At 70.4% G+C, this 20,822-nt stretch carries 11 protein-coding genes and 1 CRISPR repeat array; of the genes, 5 read left to right on the forward strand and 6 right to left on the reverse strand.

Annotation, left to right across the window (positions count from 1 at the left end):
- Window positions 1-4,992 precede the first annotated feature (4,992 nt).
- A CRISPR array of direct repeats spans window positions 4,993-5,642; the repeat unit is 17 nt; unit sequence GGGTCCATCCCCGCGCG.
- A 1,826-nt stretch (window positions 5,643-7,468) separates the two neighbouring features.
- Complete coding sequence (locus tag ABZ621_RS35630; RefSeq protein WP_360611046.1) at window positions 7,469-7,765, reverse strand: hypothetical protein; 297 nt, start codon at window positions 7,763-7,765, stop codon at window positions 7,469-7,471.
- Between the two features lie 678 nt (window positions 7,766-8,443).
- Complete coding sequence (locus tag ABZ621_RS35635; protein WP_360611048.1) at window positions 8,444-9,253, reverse strand: leucine-rich repeat domain-containing protein; 810 nt, start codon at window positions 9,251-9,253, stop codon at window positions 8,444-8,446.
- A gap of 169 nt (window positions 9,254-9,422) precedes the next feature.
- On the opposite strand from ABZ621_RS35635, the gene ABZ621_RS35640 reads away from it, so the two are divergent.
- Window positions 9,423-10,499: a hypothetical protein gene (locus tag ABZ621_RS35640; protein ID WP_360611050.1), complete on the forward strand. Its 1,077-nt coding sequence runs from the start codon at window positions 9,423-9,425 to the stop codon at window positions 10,497-10,499.
- A gap of 2 nt (window positions 10,500-10,501) precedes the next feature.
- On the opposite strand, the gene ABZ621_RS35645 is transcribed toward ABZ621_RS35640, so the two are convergent.
- Both ABZ621_RS35645 and ABZ621_RS35650 read right to left on the reverse strand, forming a co-directional pair.
- A complete protein-coding gene (locus ABZ621_RS35645) occupies window positions 10,502-11,320 on the reverse strand; it encodes a class I SAM-dependent methyltransferase (RefSeq protein WP_360611052.1) in 819 nt (272 codons plus the stop codon).
- Entirely contained in the window at window positions 11,317-12,672 is a 1,356-nt protein-coding gene (locus tag ABZ621_RS35650; RefSeq protein ID WP_360611054.1) for an XRE family transcriptional regulator, read from the reverse strand. Before ABZ621_RS35650 ends, ABZ621_RS35645 begins: the two co-directional genes overlap by 4 nt.
- A gap of 86 nt (window positions 12,673-12,758) precedes the next feature.
- Here ABZ621_RS35650 and ABZ621_RS35655 point away from each other — a divergent pair, with 86 nt between their 5' ends.
- The 4 genes from ABZ621_RS35655 (at window position 12,759) to ABZ621_RS35670 (ending at window position 15,843) form a co-directional block, all read left to right on the forward strand.
- On the forward strand, window positions 12,759-13,259 hold the full coding sequence (locus tag ABZ621_RS35655) for an ATP-binding protein (RefSeq protein ID WP_360611055.1): 501 nt from the start codon (window positions 12,759-12,761) through the stop codon (window positions 13,257-13,259).
- Entirely contained in the window at window positions 13,256-14,371 is a 1,116-nt protein-coding gene (locus ABZ621_RS35660; RefSeq protein ID WP_360611056.1) for a hypothetical protein, read from the forward strand. The genes ABZ621_RS35655 and ABZ621_RS35660 overlap by 4 nt, the downstream gene beginning before the upstream one ends.
- Entirely contained in the window at window positions 14,368-14,742 is a 375-nt protein-coding gene (locus tag ABZ621_RS35665; RefSeq protein ID WP_360611058.1) for an ASCH domain-containing protein, read from the forward strand. Before ABZ621_RS35660 ends, ABZ621_RS35665 begins: the two co-directional genes overlap by 4 nt.
- 96 nt (window positions 14,743-14,838) lie before the next feature.
- A complete protein-coding gene (locus tag ABZ621_RS35670) occupies window positions 14,839-15,843 on the forward strand; it encodes an IS630 family transposase (RefSeq protein ID WP_360611083.1) in 1,005 nt (334 codons plus the stop codon).
- A 212-nt stretch (window positions 15,844-16,055) separates the two neighbouring features.
- Here ABZ621_RS35670 and ABZ621_RS35675 read toward each other — a convergent pair whose 3' ends face one another.
- Both ABZ621_RS35675 and ABZ621_RS35680 read right to left on the reverse strand, forming a co-directional pair.
- Window positions 16,056-19,667, reverse strand: coding sequence for a DEAD/DEAH box helicase (locus tag ABZ621_RS35675; RefSeq protein ID WP_360611059.1), 3,612 nt, complete (start codon window positions 19,665-19,667; stop codon window positions 16,056-16,058).
- Complete coding sequence (locus ABZ621_RS35680) at window positions 19,664-20,470, reverse strand: Hachiman antiphage defense system protein HamA (RefSeq protein WP_360611061.1); 807 nt, start codon at window positions 20,468-20,470, stop codon at window positions 19,664-19,666. Before ABZ621_RS35680 ends, ABZ621_RS35675 begins: the two co-directional genes overlap by 4 nt.
- Between the last annotated feature and the right edge of the window lie 352 nt (window positions 20,471-20,822).

The following is a 20,822-nucleotide window of genomic DNA, read 5'->3' on the forward strand; positions in this document are numbered from 1 at the left end:
CGCGGCGTGACTGCGTCACGCCCAGTGGTGCTGCGCCGCTGCGCGGCGCTGGGCTGGCTGCGTGGGGGCGGGCACCTTCGGTGACCGCGGGGTGGTGGGGGTGGTGTGACGGGTGCGGGTGTGGGGTGGGGGTTGTTTGTGGTGGGCGCCCGCCTGCGGCGGGGTGTGGTGGTGATAAGTGAGGTGTGGTGGTGGGTGATTGAGGGTGTGTTGGGTGGGGTGGGTGGTGTGCGGCCCCTGCGGGGCCGGCGGTGCGTGCTGGCCGTTTGCCGCGCTCGAGGGATGTGACTTCGAGTGGTGTTGGGGTGGTGATTCACGGGCGTAGGGACGCCATATGGGACGTCACTGTGAGTGATCGGTGCGCGGGAAGCTCGAAAGTAGTTGTCTAGACCTATATCAGAGATGCCCTAACCCTTCATATACTGCCAACTGTTAGAAATCTTGCCTTGGGTGAGGGATACTCAAAAAGGTGTCAGCGGACACCTCCTGGCGGACCATCAACACCCCATGCGGAAAGCGCATCAAGACCAACCGTCACCCATCGCCTCTCCGAAGACAACGGCAGCCACAGGGGCACTGCGGCAGGGTGCTGTGTGCCGGGGCGCGGCCCGGGCGGGGCCGGCTGCCGAGCACGCTCGTGAGCTCAAGCGCTCGAGCGGGCAGAGGCCATGCGCCGGCGACCGGGAAGGAGGGACTGGGGAGCAGCCCTTCGCGTGCATACGGAAACCGCATACCCGACAGGGGCGGTCATCCCACATGCGGAAACCGCATCACCCTGCCTGCCTCACACCCGCGGGGAGCAGCCCGGGCTCGTCCCGGTCCCGCGCGCTGAACAGGGACAGGCGTGAGCGCCACGGCCGGCAGGGCAAACCCCCCTCAGACAGGGAGCAGAAGGGGGCTGTGGCCGCCGCGGAGAGCAGCCCCGGCCCGACGGGGGCTTACCTGTCCCACGGTGCCGGGCCGGAGGAAGAATCCCTCCCCCGGCCTGGCCAGTGCTCTGGAAAGCCACGACCGGAACACCCCCACACAGCTCTCAACCCACCCCGCCACCAGGGAAAACGGCCTGAGAGGCACCCAAGGCCCCCCACACTCACCACAACACCACCCAGCACAGAACACCCCGGCCCTCCGCGCCAGACCCCCACAGACGACAGACCGGCACCAGCAACGCAGAGGCACCCCGAGAGGGCGTAGCGACGGATCCAGGCCCTTCACCGGACACGGCCCCCAGCCCCGCGCGATCAAAGACAGACAGCAGGAGTAGGAGCAGCAGCACACTGCGCCGACAGGAACACAACCCGACAACCCCCCACCCTGCATGCGACTTCCGCATACGGCATACAGGACTCCGGCACTATGCGGAAAACACATCACCCCCACCGCCAAGACCCGCGGGCGCGGGAAGCAGCTGGTCATCACCGCCCTCTACATCACGCTGGCAGGTCCATCCCCGCGCGCGCAGGGAGCAGTAGTCATGGGTCGCCTCGGTTCGGGTGCTGGGGGCCATCCCCGCACGAGCGGGGAGCAGACGTCGTCCCGCCGCGCGGCGAACCAGTCGTAGGGTCCATTCCCGCGGGTGCGGGGAGCAGGGCACGCACAGAGGCAGGCTCACTTGTTTCGTGGGTCCATCCCCGCGCAAGCGGGGAGCCGGTCCCCAAGCCCGTCACCGCCGCGGAGAGTCCATCCCCGCGCAAGCAGGGAACAGATCGCCGACCTCACCATCGAGCAGCACTCGACCCGTCCATCCCCACGCGAGCAGGGAACAGATGGTCAGGGTCCGGGCCGGCCGGTCCCCGGGACCATCCCCACACATCCCAGGGCGCAGCCGCGGGGAACGGGACGCAGCCGCGGGGAACGGGGCGCCGGGCTCGATGGAGACCTGCCCGCCACACAGACCCGGCCGGACAAGAACCCCTGCGGCCCGACCAGTGTCATGCGAAAGCCACACCCGACACCCACTCTCAGCTCTCAGCGCACCCCACCACCAGGGAAAACAGCCTGAGAGGCACCCAGCAACCCCCCACACTCACCACAGGCCACCCCAACAGACCGTCCCCGGCTCCCGCACCGCCAGGACCCCCGCAGACACCACAAGACCCGACCCGCGGGCGGCGGGCGCCCGGACAAGGCCAGCACAAGCAGGCGAGAGGACACCCGGAAAGGGCGCAGCGACGCCCCAGACCCTGGCAAGGCGAGGGCGCCTTGACCCAACCACGCGCCGCGGGACACAAGGCAGCAGCAACGGCACACCAACAGGAACACCATCCGGGCACCCCCACCGCATACGGAAAACGCATACGGCATACAGAACCCCGGCACTATGCAGAAACCGCATCACCCACTCCCCCACCACCCCCGCGCGCGGGAGCAGCGCCGGCGCCAGAGCGAGCCGGCAACAGAGCCGGGCCCATCCCCGCAGGCGCAGAGAGCAGAGCCACGCCCGGACGGCGTCGCTGTACTGAACGGGGCCCATCCCCGCGCGAGCGGGGAGCCGCTGGTCGTGCGTCCCGTCATGCCGAACACGATGGGGCCATCCCGGCAGGCGCGGGGAACAATAACGGCGACCGCCTGCCCAGAGCGGCTCCCAGGAACCATCCCCGCACGAACGGGAAGCAGCTCACGCCGACCGCGATCAGCGTCAGCACCGTGGGAACATCCCCGCGAGCGCGGGGAGTAGCCGCCCGGCGTCGGCCAGACCACGGTGATGTCGGGGCCATCCCCGCGGGCGCGGGGAGCAGGACCTGTGTGCCGAGTGTGACCCCGTTGACGCGGGTCCATCCCCGCGGGCGCGGGGAGCAGAGCCGGTCCCGCCCGGCGACCTTCCCGTTGGTGGGCCCATCCCCGCGGGTGCGGGGAGCAGAGCGCGTTCACGTTGGCCTGGAAGTTCTTGATGGGGCCGTCCCCGCGAGGCGGGGAGCAGGAACTGGTCGGCGGGTTCGAGGAAGCAACCGAGGGTCCATCCCCGCGAACGCACGGACACACCGGCACCGCGTAGCAGTGGCAGTTGTCGTGGGGATCATCCCCCGGGCCTACGGGGAGCAGGGCGACTCGATGAAATCCGCGTTCACGGCGATGGATCCATCCCCGCCGGCGCGGCGAGCAGATCAGGTGGCCGGTCTCGGTGCAGGTCGAGGCGGGTCCATCCCCGCACGTACGGGGAGCAGTCCCGGGCCCAGGCCCAGGCGAAGGCCGACTCGGGTCCATCCCCGCGCGTACGGGGAGCAGTAGTGGCCGGTCGTGGTGATCAGGGCGGCCCCGGGGCCATCCCCGCGGACGCGGGGAGCAGACCTGGCCTGTCGAGCCGTAGACCCAGTCGCGGGGTCCATCCCCTCGGGCGCGGGGAGCAGATGCCCAGTGCTTCCGCCTCGGTCTTGCTCTGGGGGCCATCCCCGCGCGGGCGGGGAGCAGTCCCGGGCCCATCAGCAGGATCTGCCGCATGAGGGGTCCATCCCAGCGCGTACGGGGAGCAGCCGGCTGCAGCCCATCTTCTCGGCGAGGTCGCGGGTCCATCCCCGCGCGTACGGGGAGCAGGTACGAACCATGCCGGGTTGGGCGACCCCGACGGGTCCATCCCCGCGCGGGCGGGGAGCAGTCCATGGTCGAGTAGCGGCCCTGCTGCATGATGGGTCCATCCCCGCGCGGGCGGGGAGCAGTCGGTCCCCTCTCCCCAGTCACCGAAGAAAACGGGGCCATCCCCGCGGATGCGAAGAGCGGCAGATGTCGGCCCGACGGACCAGGGTGGCCATGGATGCATCCCCCGTAGACGGGGAGCAGCGCAACGAAGGACAGTGGCTCGGACGCACACCGGGGCCATCCCCGCGCGAGCGGGAAGCAGGCCGGGGCGTACACGGACAGCTCTCCGTTCCGGGGGCCATCCCCGCGCGAGCGGGGAGCAGATGCCGAACAGGAAGCCGCCGTAGTCCTTCGGGGATCCATCCCCGCGGGCACGGGGAGCAGGCGCGGAGCTCGGGGTCGTGCGTGACCTCGGTGGGTCCACCCCCGCGGACGCGGGGAGCAGTTCAGTCGTTCCTGAACGTAGGCGCGAAGCGCGGGTCCATCCCCGCTCGTGCGGGGAGCAGAGTGGGCGTCTCCGCCGTGGTGGGACACCACGGGGTCCATCCCCCGCGGGCGCGGGGAGCAGACGTTCGCCCCCCTGTCCCCGGGGAGCACGAACGGGTCCATCCTCGCGGGCGCGGGGAGCAGCCGGGCTTCGGGAGGGTGGGGTTCGGCGGCTTGGGTCCATTCCCGCGGGCACGGGGAGCAGGTGGTCAGGGTTCGGGCCGGCCGGCCCCGGGACCATCCCCGCGCAGGCGGGGAGCAGAGGCCGTGGAGGCCTTCCTCGATCGCGGCACAGGGGCCATCCCTGCGGACGCGGAGAGCAACAGGAAGCCGAGCTGGGTCACGGCGGCGCCGGGGCCTCACGGGCGCGAGGAACAGCGGAGTGCCTAGCAGCTGGCCCAGACCCCCATGGGACCATCCCCGCGGACGCGGGAAGCAGCGCTGCACCAGGGCCCGCAGGAACCGCCTTCGGGGTCCATCCCTGTGCGGGCGGGGAGCAGGAGCTCGCGGGTCCGGCCGGGGGTCCATCCCCGCGGGCGCGGGGAGCAGGCGTGGAGGAGGTCGACGATGTCCTGGCGGATGGGTCCATCCCCGCGCGTACGGGGAGCAGCCTTCCTGACCCGCAGTTCTACCTGACGCCAGCACGCTCCCAAGCAACTTTCACCGAAACAGACAAAACGCCCCCAAGGGCCGCCCATGGTGAGCACTGTGGTGAGCCCCGTGGTGAGCAACCCCGAGCATGGTGAGCTCGATGGTGAGCGACCACCATGACCGCTCCCCCACTCACCACACCCACCGACAACAGCGACCCAAGCGACCGAAGAACCGACACAGCACCACCACCAAACCCGGCTCCAGCACCCACACCCGAAGATGAGTCCCGCAGGCACGAGGAACAGTGCCTGACCCGCCCGCAACTCGGCCCGCTGCGGGGACCATCCCCCCGCGGGCGGGGAGCAGGTGATCGGGTTCACGGCGGACGCCTGGCGGGTGGGTCCATCTCCGCGCGGGCGGGGAGCAGCACGTGGCGGATTCGCCGTCGGCGATGACCCTGGGTCCATCCCCGCGCGGGCGGGGAGCAGGTTGCCCGGCTTCGCCTGGTCGGACGCGCAGCCCTGGTGCGCGACGGGTCCATCCCCGCGCGGGCGGGGAGCAGGTCTTCAGCACGCCGACCGCGTTGGAGTAGAGGGGTCCATCCCCGCGGGTGCGGGGAGCAGAACAAGCCGAACGGCCGGATCCGGCATCCCGTGAGTCCATCCCCGCGGGTGCGGGGAGCAGGTGCCGAGCCGCCGCAGCACCGCCTTCAGGGTGGGTCCATCCCCGCGGGTGCGGGGAGCAGGCCGTTCCATCGGGGGGTTGTGACGGTGGGTAGGGTCCATCCCCGCGCGAGCGGGGAGCAGCCACACAGGCCGGGCTCGTCGACGGCGACGTGGGGTCCATCCCCGCGCGAGCGGGGAGCAGTCGCTGTAGATCCGGTAGGCGGGCACGTAGTAGGGTCCATCCCCGCGCGAGCGGGGAGCAGCAGGCCGCCGCCGTCCTCGGCTGCGCGGGCAGGGGTCCATCCCCGCGCGAGCGGGGAGCAGTCTTCCTGACCTGCAGTTCTACCCGACGCCGGCACGCTCCCAAGCAACTTTCACCGAAACAGACAAAACGCCCCCAGGGGTCACCCATGGTGAGCACTGTGGTGAGCCCCGTGGTGAGCAACCCCGGACATGGTGAGTTCGGTGGTGAACACCCCCAAGCATGGTGAGCTCGATCGTGAGCGACCACCCTGACCGCTCCCCCACGGGAGGGGCAACGCGAGCGAGGCGAGAGGCCGCCAGAACGGCGTGCGGGGCCCACAAGGAGACTGTGGGGCGAAGGAGCAGGGCGGACAGCGGCCCCCGCCCGGAGCGCCGGGCGAGGGCCGGTGGATGGCCGGCCAGCGCGCGTCCGGGGGGATGGTCCGCGCGTGCCCGGTCCAGGAGGTGTCCACTTCACTCCGCCGCACCGCCTACCCCCGCCCACGCCGCACACCCACCGTCCCGAACGGTTTTCTCCGGCTCGGCCCCGGCTTCCCTCCCAGCTCGTGTGCACGCGTGTGCTCGCGCACGTGTGCACGCTTGGACGCGCGAGGCCCACCACGGATCGAAAACCGCCCTCAGGCCGCCCCGCAGACCCCGACCGGACAACGCGGGGGGGGCGGCGGCCGTCGGCGCCTCCCGTACGAGCGCGCATGGACGTGCGCCCGGGCGGACAGGTGCGACCGCGGCAGCTCGGGCCCGATGACAACGGGGTCGTTCCCAAGTCTGGGAACGACCCCACCGTCATGTCTGGGCGACCCGACGGTACTGCCCCCGGAAGGTGAACCCCCTGGGCGCCGGGCCTCGCCCGCGCACGCCATATCGGCACGGGCTGACCCCGACCCTATCCGGGCCGGCCAGGTGCGGCGCCGGGGTCGGCGGGGCCGTCTCCGAGGGGGCGCCGGCCGGTGCGCGGCGGAAGCGGGGTGGTGTCGGGGGCGGCGGTCCACTCCCCGGCGGCGGTGCAGGCCCAGCGGTCGGGCGGGAGCTGGTCGGGAATGTCGGGGCCGGGACCGAGCGGACGGCGGTGTGGTGCGGTGCCCGCCCCGGGTCAGTCTCCCGCCCCGTGGCGGGGTGTCAGAAATCTCCGGCAGCCGCGGGCCAGGCGCGTCCGCCGCCCGCCCCGCCGAGATGGGGAAGGAGAACCCTCTCCTGCCTTCCACAGGAGAGGTGTCGGCGCCGGGATCGACTGACCCACGGCCGGTGACCTGCGCGGACGCGAGGCATGGTCGAGGGGGCCCGCAACCGGTGGTGCAACCTCCGGGCGGATGTGCCTCGCAGCGATAGATGACATCTCGCAGCCCAAACTGTCACCGCACCGCCGTTCGCCCCGATGACGGTCCCGACGTCCGCGCCGAGCGCCAGGTCATCGGCTCGCACCTCCGCCGGGCCTGGTGACAACCGGTCTGCGAAATCGGCGCTGGTGACGACAGGCTCGCGCATTCGGTGACGAGTACCGCTGAAAATCCGACGCCGCACCGCAGGCCGGCCGGCGTCGCCGGTGTCATCTATCGCCGCGGGGCACAGGGAGGCACCCACCTGCGCCCCGCGCCGGACGGGCGGCACGAGGCAGAGGGCCCGGGGCAGGGCGGGCGGCGCCCTGACGCGCGAGGAGCAGCCCGGCCGGGGGCGGGTGGAGGAGTGACCCAAAGACTGACCCTCGCAGGTCACAGCGGTGCAGGCCGCGGCTTGGTGAGGCCGGTGGTAAGCGTGGTGGTAAGTCCGGCGGTAAGCGCGACCAAGATCATTCTTGCCCCATTGTCCAGACGGCCCGCTCCCCTTGCGGGACTTGGGAGCAGCACGCCGCAAGGGGCGGCACCCGAGCGGGTACCGCCCCTGCGGACGGGTCACGAGCAGGTCGCGGCGGCGCAGCTCTGGGCCGGGATCAGGGGATGTCGCCTGTCCGCCCCCCAGCGGCCCGGGGCGACGGGGGCGGGGTCGTACAGGGCGCGGCCGCCGGGGCCGTGGGCGGCGGCCTCGGTGATGAGGGCGGCGGCTTTCGTGAGGGCGTCGTCGGTCCATCCGGTGACATCGAGGAGCTGCCCGTCGAGAGGACCCTCGCACAGCTCCGTATAGGTGCGGCCGGGGAGCGGGCGGGAGTCCTCGCCACGGTCGGTGCCGTAGACGCGGCGGTGATCGCTCATGCGGTCGTCGTCTCCTCCCGGGGCCCGTTCGCGCGGCAAGACGGGTCAGGAGATGCCTGCGGCCGGCTCACAGCCGGGACGGCAGCGGAGGACGACGACGAGAACGGCGACCGCGACGACGACGGCGACGACGACGACAGCGACAGCGAGGGCGACGGCGAGGAGGACGAGGGCGGCGACGGCGAGGGCGGAAGGGCCGGGGCCGGGGGAGGAGGAAGGTGGCGATCGCGGTGCCGAGGCCGGCGGTGCTGACGAACGCGGCTCCGGCGGCCGTCACGGCCGTAAGAGTGCCGGCGCCGAGACGAGCCGTGACGATCCCCACGCCATCCCCGCCCAAGCCGAGCTCATCCTCACCGCCCCGGCCAGGCCGGCCCTCGTCACCGCCCTCGCCCGTGCCGAGTCCGGCGGCAATCACCCGCACCAGCTCTTGGCCCAGGCCGCGGCCGAACGCGAACTAGACACGGCTGAGCACCCGGCCCAGGTCCTGATCTGGCGCATCACGGCCCAGCCCAACAAGCGGGTACAAGCAGCACGCCGGCAAGGAACCGTAGTCATCGGCCGATCGAAGCCCGCGCCTCGCGCCGCATCCACCCCACCGTCCGTGAAGCCAAACCGAACACCGCCTGCGGAAGGACCACGCTCTGGACGGTGATGGAGCTTCCAGAGCCGTCCTCCCGATCAGTCCCAGTAGGACGGCGGCTGGTCAACTCGACCGCCCCTGTGGGCTGTGGGGATGTAGTTGTCAGCACCGTCGGGGAGGGAGGCGACGCACTCCGACGAGCAGGCATTGACCAGCAGCGGCAGCACGTCTGTGGCCACGCGCAGGGAGATCCACACCTGCTGGAGTCCGCCTTGTGGAATCGGGCCGTCGCAGACGCTGCAGCCTTGGAGGGCTGTGGGACCCCAGCGCCCGGGATCCAGACGTTCCGGATCGAGGCCCGTGAGGGAGTCCGGGGACGACGTCAGCTTCGGGAAGGGCGGCCGGAGCTTGAAGTTGCCGAAGAGGGCTCGCGTGCTCACCGTACTGCGGGCCAGCCGTCGGCAGCGGGTGATCTCGTAGGGGAACCAGTGCAGCCGGTAGGAGGTGTACGGGGTGAACTCCTCCAGGCTGCTCATAGCCCCGATCTCGGGCGGAACCCGGACCAGGTTGCTGCCGTAGAGCACGAGGTGCTTGACCGCCGTCAGTTTGGCGATGCTCGGCGGCAAGGTAATGACCTGCCGGCGCTCCTCCGGGCTCAACTCGATCAGCGGCTTGAACTCCTCGCGCCCGTCGGCAGCAGCCTCCTCGACCAGCTCCAGAAGACGCCGCCAGCCCGGTGCGGTGGGGTCCTGCCGCTCCGCGTGAAACCCGACGCGGGCTCGCGGACGGGGACGGGACTGGTCGAAGCAGGAGCAGAAGTCCCGGAAGATTCCACGCCCTCCCGACACCGGATCCGAAACATCGGCCCATCGGTTCGCAACGACCGGCGGCTCTCCCCTGTCCGTCATGGCGCCACGGTACCGAGGTCGTCGCAGTCCGTCGCAGGGAATACGCAATGAGGTAACGGGCTGCCACAACCTCCTGGCGTGTACGGCCGTGCCGCTCACTACGCTGGCATGCGTGAACACGCCGTCGACCCCACGACTGACCCTGGAAGCCGCCCGTACCCTTCAGGGCATGCTCCGCACCGAGATCGGACCGGGGCTCACCGAACAGGAGCTCGACGCGGTCGAGGCGCGGTTCGGCTTCGCCTTCTCGGCGGATCACCGGGTCTTCCTCGCCGCCGGGCTCCCGCGGGGCTCGTCGAGGTGGCCCGACTGGCGCGACGGCGACCCCGAGGACCTGGCCGGGCGGCTGGCGTGGCCGGTGGACGGGGTGCTCTTCGACGTGGAGCGCAACGGGTTCTGGCATCCCGCCTGGCCGTCGAGGCCGACGGAGACATCCGAGGCACTGCATGTCGCCAGGACCGAGCTGGAGAGCGTGCCGCGGCTGGTCCCGGTCTACGGACACCGCTACCTGCCAGGCACGGCGGGCGAGCACGGGCACCCCGTCCTGTCCGTCTACCAGACCGACATCATCCTGTACGGGAACGACCTCGCCGACTACATCCACCACGAATTCGCCGGCCGGTCGAGCGGCCTCCTCGCCCGTACGACAGTCGACTTCTGGTCGTACTTCGTCGAGGGCGGACCGGGCATTGACGTCACCGCGCCCACCCCGTTCGCTCCGTACGCCATGACCGCGCAGGAGGCCGTCGACTGCATCCGGATGCTGGCCCTGGAACGCCTGATCGGCCGCCGACATCGCCCGGAACAGCTCATTGAAGCCGGCCTCACGGCCCTGGTCCTCGACGTCGCAACTGCGTCCCTGCCCCTCCTCGCCGGCCTGTCACGCTCCGAGCACGAGCAGGCCGACGCCCTTTTCGACCAGGTGCTGAGCGAACTCGGCCTGCTCCAGGAACTCCCGGCCGACACCACCGACCTCCCCTGGGAAGCGGCCCGCTGGGAACTCGTGCGCTGGTGGCTCCAGTTGATCGTGAACGGCAGCCTGGCCCCCGGCGCCGGCGGTGACCTGATCACGTACGAAGGGTGGGGCGCACTGGCCCGCCCGCAGCAGCTCAAGCCACTGGTCGAAAAAACCGACGCCTACAACGACTGGGCGGCGATCCGACAGGGAGACCGGGAGCACCTGGCGGAACAGATCGTCGAGGAGGCGGGCCGCCTGCTGGACGGGCCCTGGCCGCCGCTGGACTGATCTCAGCGGCGGCAGACGAGGATCCCTCCAAGGCAGGTGATCTCGTACGCGCCGTAGCGGACGATGTGGTCGGCAACGAGTGTGCGGGCGCGGTCGATGGTCGCGTCGAAGGGCACGTCGTGCTGATCTGCCCAGGCTCGGTACGAAGCCATGTGGGCGATGACAGGCTCCGGGTCGTGGACCGCGATGGTCCCCGGCAATTCGACGACCTCCACCCGGCTGAACTCCTCACCGAGGAAGGTCGGAGCCTTTTCCAGGGAGAAGCGGGCACTGAGCGAGATCCTGGCCGGCCCGCGGTCGATCCCGAGGACGTCACCGGCGGCCCGCTGCCAGAGGTCGTCGAGTTCGGCCTTGTCGCACTCGCCGTTGGTGGAGGCGACCACCAGCCCGTCGCGGGCCACGACCCGGGCCAGTTCCCTGACCGCCTGGGGAATGTCGAGCACGTGGTAAAGCATGTGAAGCGCGAGAGCGGCATCGATGCTCCCCTCCGCCAGCGGAAGCCTCGTCGCGTCCGCCACGGCAACCGGGCCGGGGACGCTGGCAAGGATTCCGGGGGCAATGTCGAAGGCGAGCAGGGACAGATCGGGGCGGTCCTGGCGGAGCCGCTGGATGAACTTGCCGTTGCCGCAGCCGATGTCGACGACGCGCCCGCGTACGTCGCTCAGCCGCTCGGCGACGAGGCCGGGCAGGTCATACCGAGGCGTCTGCCACTGGTAGAGCGACTGCCGGGCGGCCAGGTCCCGGTCTCCGTTGTAGGCACTACCCGCAAGGCGGGCCCGATCGGTGACGGCAGCGTCGTGGGCAGCGGACAGGTCGGTCACGTCGGCAACTCCGGAGGGTGGGCGGCGGGCAGGGACGCACGGACGGCTGTGTGCTGGAGCCGGTCACGCAGGTGTACCGCCTGCGCGGCTCCACCGTACTGCGGCCCTTCCAGCTCACGCCCAAGAACGGTGAGCCGGCGCACGATGCTGGCCGACATGCGCTCCGGCGAGGCTGTGACGACGAAGCCGAGCATCTCCTCGGCGCCGTCCAGGTCACCCAGAAGCAGATGTCCATGGGCGAGGTCGAGGTGCGAGGCGAACAGGTCTCCCACGGACTGATCGTCGCCGTCCGCACTGCGATAGAGCCGGATCGCCGTTTCAGCGCTGGCAATGGCCTTCTGAATGCGTTCCTGTCCGCCTACGGCCAGAAGGGTCGTCCCGGCGTAGGCGAACTGCTTGGCGACCGGAAAGTCGAAGACTCCCGGCACCTCGTCCCGACCCGAGACCGCCTCACGGGATCGTTCAGCATCCGACAGAGCGGCGAGCGCCCCAGCCGAGTCGCCGACTATCGCCAACGCCCGAGCCTCCAGACTCGCCAACCGTGCACCGATGCTGCCACTCGCCCTGTGGCGCAGGCCGGCCTGCGCCAGCCGGGCCGCTTGCTCGTACCGGCCGGTCCAGTACGCGATCAACGACTCCACAGCCCGTACCCAGGCCAGCATCCCCTCGTGCCCGGCGGCCTCGGCGCAGGCCCGTGCGGTACGGGCATGAGTGGCGGCGGAGTCGTAGTCGCCGAGATCTAGGCAGACGTGCGCGGACAGACCGCAGAGGCGGGAGGCGGAAAGGTAGAGGTCCGTGGTCTGCCTGGGGTGCTGGCGCCCGCGCAGCAGGTCGAAGACACCGTCCCGTAACCGCCTGATCTCGACGTACTGCTCCATCAGCGGGTGACTGACGTACGTACGGGCGAGCCGACCGACGTCCGCCTCCAACTGCTCGACGACGAACTCGTCAGCATTGCGGTACGCGATGAACCGAGCGAACTCGGCCGAACGCACCGCATCCTCCGACAGTGGCTCTCCACGAACGCAGTTGTCCTTGGGTGACAGCACGGACAGCACGATCTCGGCATCTGTGGCGTCGGCCCCGTCACGCCGCCCCTTACTTGTGGCAACGGCCTGGTCGAGCAGGGCGACATCGACATCGAAGATCTGCGCCAGGTACCTCCGGGCGTAGGGAATCGGGATCCGCGCTTCGCGCTCGTAGCGTCCGATCTCCTTGCCGGTCTTCGCAGAGCGTCCTTCCAAGGCGTTGAACTCGTCGGCAACCCTCTGCTGGCTCCAGCCGCGCTCGGTACGCAGCCGGACGAGCAAGGCGCCGATCCCCGTCTCGCCCATGCCGTCCCCCAGGAACACGTGACCTCTGGCCCCCATACTGGCCCCCGCCTTGGCCCCCGCGCTGGCTCCCGACCCAAATGAGTTAAGTCGCTTTGCTGTTGACCATGGCAAGCAGACTCACCAACGAGGCGACCGACGCCGCCCCAGATCTCCTTCCGGGCACGGGTCGGCACCGCACCACGCTGTTCCCCCGCCGCCGGACCACACCGCGTACCGCTCGCGACTTCGTCGCCGCCACCCTGACCGAATGGGGTGAGACGAGCCGCCTCGACGACATGCGGCTGTGCACCTCGGAGCTCGTCACCAACGCCGTGCTCCACGGGGTGCCCGTGGGCCGGCTGGTCCTCGTACGCGTCGAGTCCCTCGACGAGGAGCTGCGGATCGAGGTCCACGACAGCGGCAGGAACAGGCCGACGAAGCGCGTTCCCGAGGAGTCCGCCGTCGACGGCCGCGGCCTGCTGATCGTCGCCGCGACCGCCGACCGCTGGGGCGTGAAAGACCAGACCGGGCCCGCGAAGTGCGTCTGGGCCGCATTCGACCGTGCCAAGAACGGGGCCGCGCCCCTGCCGCCCCACACCACCGGCCCCCAGGGAGGCACCACGTGACCACCCACCCCGTCTCGCCGAACACCGTTCTCGCCAACGCCCTCCACCACGCCGAGGACGTCCTGACCCCACGCATCCTGGCTTCCCCGCCCGAGCGGATCGTGCTGGTCGTCGGCACCCAGATCAACGGCGCCCCGCACATCGGCACCTCGCTCGTACAGTCCCTGGCCTTCGCCATGGCGGCCCGCCTGCGCGACCGCTTCGGACTCCCCACCGAGGTCCTCTTCAGCGCCCTCGACAACGCCCCACACGAGCTGGCGGCCGACCCGACCAGCGGACACTGCTACCAGCGCGCCTACGCCCAGGCCCTGGGCGAGCAGGCCCTGATCGACCTCGTCACCGCCCTCTACCAGCCCCTCTTCGCCGCCCTGTCCCGACGCCTGGGCATCCCGCACCACATCGAGACATACACCCAGCAGCAGGCCGGCCAGCACTACCGCCGCACCTGGCTCCGGCTCCTCCCCCGCATCGACGCCGCCCGCTGGTGGCTCGCCCCCTCCACCGGCACCCCGCACCTCCGCATCCCCTGCCCTCACCCCGGCTGCGGCTGGACGGAGAAGCACGCCGAACGCACCCGGGTCCACCTCGCCGGCCCCGAGTCCGCAGACGTCTCCGCCGTCTGCCTCCACCACGGCCCGTACGAGGCCACCATCACGCCCACCGCCGGCGGCTACCTCGACCTGGCCACCCTCTACCGCAACCTGGTCAAGGAACTCGCCCTGACCAGCCCCCAGGGCACCCTGCACGTCATGGTCAAGGGCGGCGACTGGGTCTTCGGCTCCCACCTCGTCGACGAGGCCCTCCAGGCCGTGGGCCTCACCCGCACCCAACTACCGGCCCGCCTCTTCTGCCCCCAGGTCGTCACCGACACCGGCGCCAAGCTGTCGAAATCCCTCATACGAGAAGGCCATGCCCCCTTGCCCGAGGACGCCGCCCCTTGGATGCTCGACACCCGGCAGTGGCCCGGCACCGTCACCGAGTACGCCGACCAGCTGCTCACCATGACCGAGACCCTGCTCTCCGACCCCCGCCACTTCTTCCGCTCGTACTCCGCCGCAGAAATCGGCCGCCTGATCACCGCACCGTCCCCCAGGAGCGTTCCCTCCCGATGACCGACCGCACCGCCCGCCTCCGCGAGCTCAACCTCTACCGCCAGTACCTCGAGCTCGTCGCCGCGGGCACCAAGACCATCGAGGTACGGGTCAAGTACCCGCACCTCGCCGACCTCGCCGCCGGCGACACCATCCGCTTCCGCATCAAGGAAACCGACGAGACCTGCGACGTCGAAGTCCTCCGAGTCACCGAGTACCCCGACTTCGAAGCCCTCCTCGACGGCGAAGGCCCGTCCAACGTCAACCCAACCGCCACCCGCGACCAGCAGCTGGCCAACATCCGCACCATCTACGGGCCCGAGAAGGAAGCCCTCGGCGCACTCGCCATTCAGGTCCGACGGATCTCGACACCAAACTCTCGACCCTATTGATCCGAAACGGTTCGGGTTCTGGGTCGTTGGTGGGGTGTGAGCAATCTGGTGGGGGACGCGCGGCATCTGTCGCCGTCGGCGCAGGAGGCCCTGCGGCTGAGGGCGGTGGCTGCGTTGGTGGCGGGGCGGGGCCGTGAGGACGTGGCGGCGGTCTTCGGGGTGTCGCTGAAGGCTGTCGACGGGTGGTGGGTGAAGTGGCAGGCCGGCGGGCGGGAGGCGCTGGTCATGCGTCCGCGCGGCAAGCCGGTCGGGGTGCACCAGGTGCTCGGGGAGTCCGAGCAGGCTGCGGTGCGGCAGGCGGTCCTGGACCACCGGCCCTGTGACGTGGGGCTTTCCGGCCGGCTGTGGACGCGGCGTCTGGTGGGCGATCTGATCGCGAAGCTGTACCGGGTGCGGCTGACCGAGGTAGGGGTGGGTAAGTACCTGAAGCGGTGGGGGCTGTCCTTCCAGCGCCCGGACAAGCGGGCCGTCGAGCAGAACCCGGATGCGGTCCGGCGCTGGCATCAGGAGACCTGGCCGGAGATCCGCGCGAAGGCGAAGGCCGGCGGCGGCGGCGAGATCCTTTGCGCCGACCAGGTCGGGATCCGATCCGACCAGGTCACCGGCCGCACCTGGGGCGAGAAGGGCAGGACTCCTGTGGTGCGGCGGAGCGGGAACCGGTTCTCGGTCAACGCGATGTCGGCGATCAGCACCAGGGGCCGGATGCACTTCATGGTCTTCACCGAGAGCTTCACCGCCGAGGTGATGTGCCGCTTCCTGGACCGGCTCGCCGGCCACTTCGACCACAAGGTCCACCTCGTGGTCGACGGACACTCCGCCCACCGCTCCAAGAAGGTCCGCGACTGGCTCGCCGCCCACCCCGACGACGTCGAACTGCACTTCCTCCCCGCTTACTCACCCGAGCTGAACCCCGACGAGCTGGTCAACGCCGACCTCAAGCACAGCCTGCCCAAACAGCACCGGGCCCGGAACCAGGCCGAACTCGCCGCTGAGACCCTTCGCTTCTTCCGGCGACGTCAGCGTCAGCCACACATCGTCCGCGGTTACTTCGGCGGCCCACACGTCCGCTGCGTCCTGGACGAGAACCCCATGAGTTTCTGATCAATAGGAGTTCAATCTCTCGTCAACTCCCTCTGAAGGAACGTGGGTTCGCTTCCTGGGGGCACCCACCGCGGCCTCGCCGCAAGGCTGGCGGAGCGGCTCGGTGCGCTGTACGGCGCCAGCGCGGCCCCGGCGACCACCAAGCACGCGCCCACGTCACGGACTGGGCTGGCCGCCACCGCGTTCGGCTTCCCCAACCGGGCGGGATCTGGTCACCGCGATGTGCGCGCTCCGCGCCCTTCCGGCGCTGGGCTGATGGTGATGGTGAGCTCGACCTGGTCGTAGCCGGCCAGCTGGCCGATGTCGGCGAAGGACCGGGGGTCGGTGTGCAGGACGGCGGTGACCAAGGGGGCGGGCCGGTCGTCGAGGGCCAGCGCGAGCGGCCGGGCAGCGGCCTTGGCGATCCAGCCGAGATGGAGCCCGTTGTGCTCAACCCGGATGGCGTTTGGATCAGACGGGTTGTCGTGATCGCGGACGAGTTCGAGGACGGTTCCTGCGGCCAGGTCGGCGAGGTACCCGTCGCTGTAGGTGTGCCGGACGCCGCGCAGGGGGGTGGTGAACGTTCCTCGGCCGCTGAGGATGGTCTTCTGGACGATGCGGGGGGTGCGACGCTCTGTGCTACGGATGAGCAGGGCCGCGATGCTGGGGGTGGTGATGGCGGTGATCTCGTCGGTGGTCAGGTCGCCGAGCCAGCCGGTGAAGTCGGAGAAGGACGGTTCGGGTACGGGGCAGCGTGCGGCCAGGTCGATTGCTGCGCTGCGCTGGTGGATGCCCAGGCTGGCGGCGTAGCAGGCGGGGGCGGTGTCGACGCCGTACTTGAGCATGGCGGGCAGGGTGGCGAGTGGGCCTTCGGGTGTGACGCCGTGGCGGGTCTCCAGGATCTGCAGGATCGATGAGACGGCCCAGGCCAGGTCTTGGACGATCACCTTGTCGATGTAGTCCGAGGTGACGGTGATGTCCTTGGCGTTGAGGAGTAGCTGGTAGTGGCTGTGGATCTCCTGGAGCGTCCAGCCGGCGATCCAGTCGCCGGCGAGAGGGACGACCGCTCCGATCGGCCGGTCTTTGGCGGTGGCGCTGCGGTGGAGTTCTTGGATCTTGGTGGCGGCGGTCAGGACTGTGTCGCGCAGGGCTGGCCATGTTGCGGGGGCGAGGAGGCCGGGGTGCTCGGTGAGGGTGTTCGCGAGTTGCTCGGCGGCGGTGATCGCGTCGAGGCCGCCTTGCAGGCTCAGTCCTGTGCGCAGGATTGCCGCGCGGGCGGCCGGGTCGGGGAGTTGTCGGGCGAGAGTGGCGACGCGGCGGGCGGTGAACCGGGCGAGCGGCTTGAGGGACCAGTGCTGGGCGCCGATCTGGTGGCCGCCCAGGGTGTGCGTGAGCAGGTCATGTGCTGCGTCCTCCAGCAGCTGCTGGTCGGGGGTGTCGATGACTTCTTCGGCGAGCATCATCAGGAGCTGGAGATCGAGCGTCTGCGCCCAGTCGGTGAGTTCTTCCAGTTCTGGGTCGGGGAGTTCGATGTCTGTCAGGTTCTGTCCGGGGGTGGGGCGGGCGCCCAGTCTCGTGGTGGCGAGGTGGTGGTAGAGCGCGCCGATGGTGGACAGGACCGATTCGATGTTGTCCTTGTCGAGGTAGCGGCGCCGTAGCTTTCGGGCGTCTTCGGCGTCCTTGGCGATGAGGACGACGTGGCCTTCGGTCTCCTGGAAGGCTCGGCCGGCTCGGCCGGCGGCGTTCCAGAACTCGCGGACGCCGATCTGCTCCTGGTTGCGCCATGTGCTGTGCACCAGCACGGTCTTGACTGGCAGGTTCATGCCCTGGGAGAGGGTGCTGGTGGCGCACAGCACGCGCAGTGCGCCGTCGTGGTAGGCGCGCTCCAGCAGGTGCCGGACGGGCTGCGGGACCGTGCCGTGGTGGTAGGCGATTCCTTGGGTCACCATGACGGTGAGTTCGTGCTCGTCGCCGAGGTGCTCGGCGATCCGTTCCGAGAGCGCCAGGCGTTGATCCCGCTGGCTCTGCACGCCGAGCACCGGGGTGTCTGTCTTCTTCAGTGCCGTTTGCAGGGCGCGTGCGACGGCCTGCGCGTAGGCGGGTTGGGTGGTGGAGATGAGTACTGGGCCGAGGCGTTCGAAGTGCAGCGCCAGTGCGGCCGCGACGTCCTTGGTGGCACGCGGGGACAGTCGGCTGCGGGTGAGGTGGCGGGTGAGCACCTTGGGTACGAAGAAGTCTCTGCCTTGGGCGGTGCCGTAGTGGATGCTGCCGGTCTGTCCGTCCTTCTCCTGTCCTAGCCAGCAGAAGATTCCGGTGCGTAGCTGGGAGGGTGACCAGTCGATCTTCGCGTGGTTGGTGCCGTCGGCGGTGGGCTCCAGCCAGCGGGCGATGTCTTCGCCGTTGGGCAGGACCGCGGACAGCAGGACGATCCGCGCCTGCGGGGTGGTGCGGCGGATCCGGGTGAGGACCATTTCCAGGCGGAGTCCGCGGGCGGAGCGGTCGATGGAGTGCCCTTCGTCGACGAGGACCAGGCGCAGCCGGCTGGCGAGCTCGGGGGTGTTGCGCAGCAGCAGGTCGAGCTTCTCGGTGGTGACGACGAGGACGTCGGTGTAGTCCAGAAGCTGGTTTTCGTAGCGGACGTGTTCGGCGCCGCCGAAGAGGGAGGAGACGCGCAGGCCGACGAGCTCGAGGCTGGCGGCGAGGTGCCGCTCGACCTGGGCGGCGAGCGCGCGGGTGGGCACCACGTAGACGGCCAGCGGCGGATCGAGGAAGCGCAGGACCAGGCCGAAGGGGCTGTCGTCGGTCTCGCCGGTGTCGGCGAGGGCGTGGAGGATGGCCCACTCGGCGATGTGGGTCTTGCCTGCGGAGGTGGGCATGGTGACCGTGAAGTTGTGGGCCCGGGCGTCGAGGAGTCCGGCGTCCAGGGCGGTGCGCTGGGAGGGCCAGACCTGGGTGATGGGGCGGTCGGAGACGATCAGGGCCTTGAGGTAGCGCTCCCAGGTCCTTGACCAGCTGGATGCGCGGCGCAGCAGGAGCCACGGGGAGGTCGCGACGATGTCCTCGACGGCGTGGGCGAGGGAGTCGACCAGGGTCCAGGTGTCCACGACGGAGGCCTGGAGGAGGATGGCCGCGGCCTGCTTCAGGTCGCTGATCGCGGCGCGTCCGGCCGTGCGGTCACCGGTGCGCCACAGGGTGGCCAGGGAGCGGGCCGAGCGGCCGACGAGGCCGTAGGCGGCCAGCACGGCAAGGTCCGCCTGCTCAGCCCGGCCTGCGGCGAGGGCGGCGGTGAGTGCGCGGCCGAGGCGTGGGAGTTCGCTCGCTGCGGCGGCGCCGAGCCGGGCAGTGGTGTCGATGTCGCGGCGCAGGACCGCGCCGGCGGCCTCGGCGATCCGGTAGGGGGCGGCGGCTGTCAGAGCGTCGGTGTCGGGCATGTCCCCGTGGGAGAACAGGTTGCCGACTTCCTGTTGGAAGGTGCGGGCGATGGCAGTGGCGTTGGCTTGGTAGCCGGCCAGGCTCCACATCGTCGCCGAGATCGCCAGCAGCTCGGTCCGTGCCTCCGGCGTGCCGGCCCGGGCTGCGAGGTCGGCGTAGGCCTGGGCGATGTCCGGCAGGGGCCCCGGCTCCGTGCGGCGCTCGCGCGGGGTGCGGGCCAGTTGCCCGAGCCGGGCGAGGGAGAGGCCGCGGCGCAGCGCAGCGGGGTCGTAGGTGTAGTGGGCCGTCCCCTCGGTGCTGATCTGCTCGGCCAGGACGTGGGAGCGCAGTTGTCCTCGCAGGGATGCGGACGCCTCTCCTGTGGCCAGTGCCTCTTCACCGAGACGCCGTACGGTCCCGTCGTCGTCCCTCACGCTGTTCCCGCCGCCGTTCCGTCGTCCGTGCCGCTGCTGGTGGTGCTGGGGGCCGTCTCTGCCGCTTCGTAGACTCGGCCGACGAACTCCTTGAGATCGTCGATCTTGACGACGGTCAGCTCGGTGCGCTCGGTCACCTTCATGCTGAGTCCGGCCACGATGTCCTCTTTCCACGACCCCGCGTCGTGGACGAAGAGCATGTGCCGTTCCACCTGGCGCCGTTCTGGATCGCGCAGCAGGGCGCCGAGTCGGAGGGCGAGGAACGCCTGCCCGCGGTCAGCGCAGCGGGCCATGAGGAAGTGGATGCTCTCGTCCAGTCTGTCCAGGACCTTCTCCAGGCTGTCGTACGCCTCGCTGCCCACCCGGTTGTCCCGGTAGGCGCGGGTCTTCACCTCCGGCACGGCGATGGCGGGAGGGTCTTGGCGGAAGCGAAACGCCAGCACGTCCGTGCCCTGCACGGCCTGGGCCGGGGTCTGCTTGTAGCGCAGTTTCAGGACCGGGACGCACCACCGGCGCACCCTGCGGTAGAGGGCGCCGGTGATGATCTCCCCGAAGTCCCCGTGGCGGATCTTGCGGTCCACGGGAAACTTGTTCTTCCGCAGGTAGCCCGCGACCTCCGGGGCGCCCAGGTCGTCGAAGACGTTGGCGAGCTCGCCGGGGACCAGGTAGTTGCGCATCACCTCGTGACCCAGCCGTTCGACGAGCTCGTCGTCCTCGATCAGCCCACCGTTGGCGAGCAGCTGGTACTCCAGCAGCCCGTCCGGCTGCTCCACGTCCTGCGGCCTGAGCCACCTGTCAAACACGCTCCCTTGCCCTCCCCCGGCGCCGTGCCTGGTCGGCGAGCGCACCTGGGCCAAGGCTAGGCCAGTCCGTGCCTCCGGTCTCCATCCCGGGGTACTGGCGACCACCGGAGCAGCAGCGGCGAGGAAGCGGAGCCTGGATGTGATTGCGGCCCAATAACTTGTCTCGCATCCGTAAGCCCCGCTCTGAGTCGTCTCTGCATCCACCTTCCGTCACAGCAGGTCGGAGACGGCTTTCAGTGCGGCGGGCCAGGGAAAGGCCACGGTTCCCTCTCGACGCAGAAAGAATCTTGCGGTGTGTGCCATCTGCAGCTACGCGATCATGGGGCGGGGCCTCTGCAGCTGGGAGCGCGGC

It is taken from the genome of Streptomyces sp. NPDC007863 (assembly GCF_040633895.1).
GTDB lineage: Bacteria > Actinomycetota > Actinomycetes > Streptomycetales > Streptomycetaceae > Streptomyces.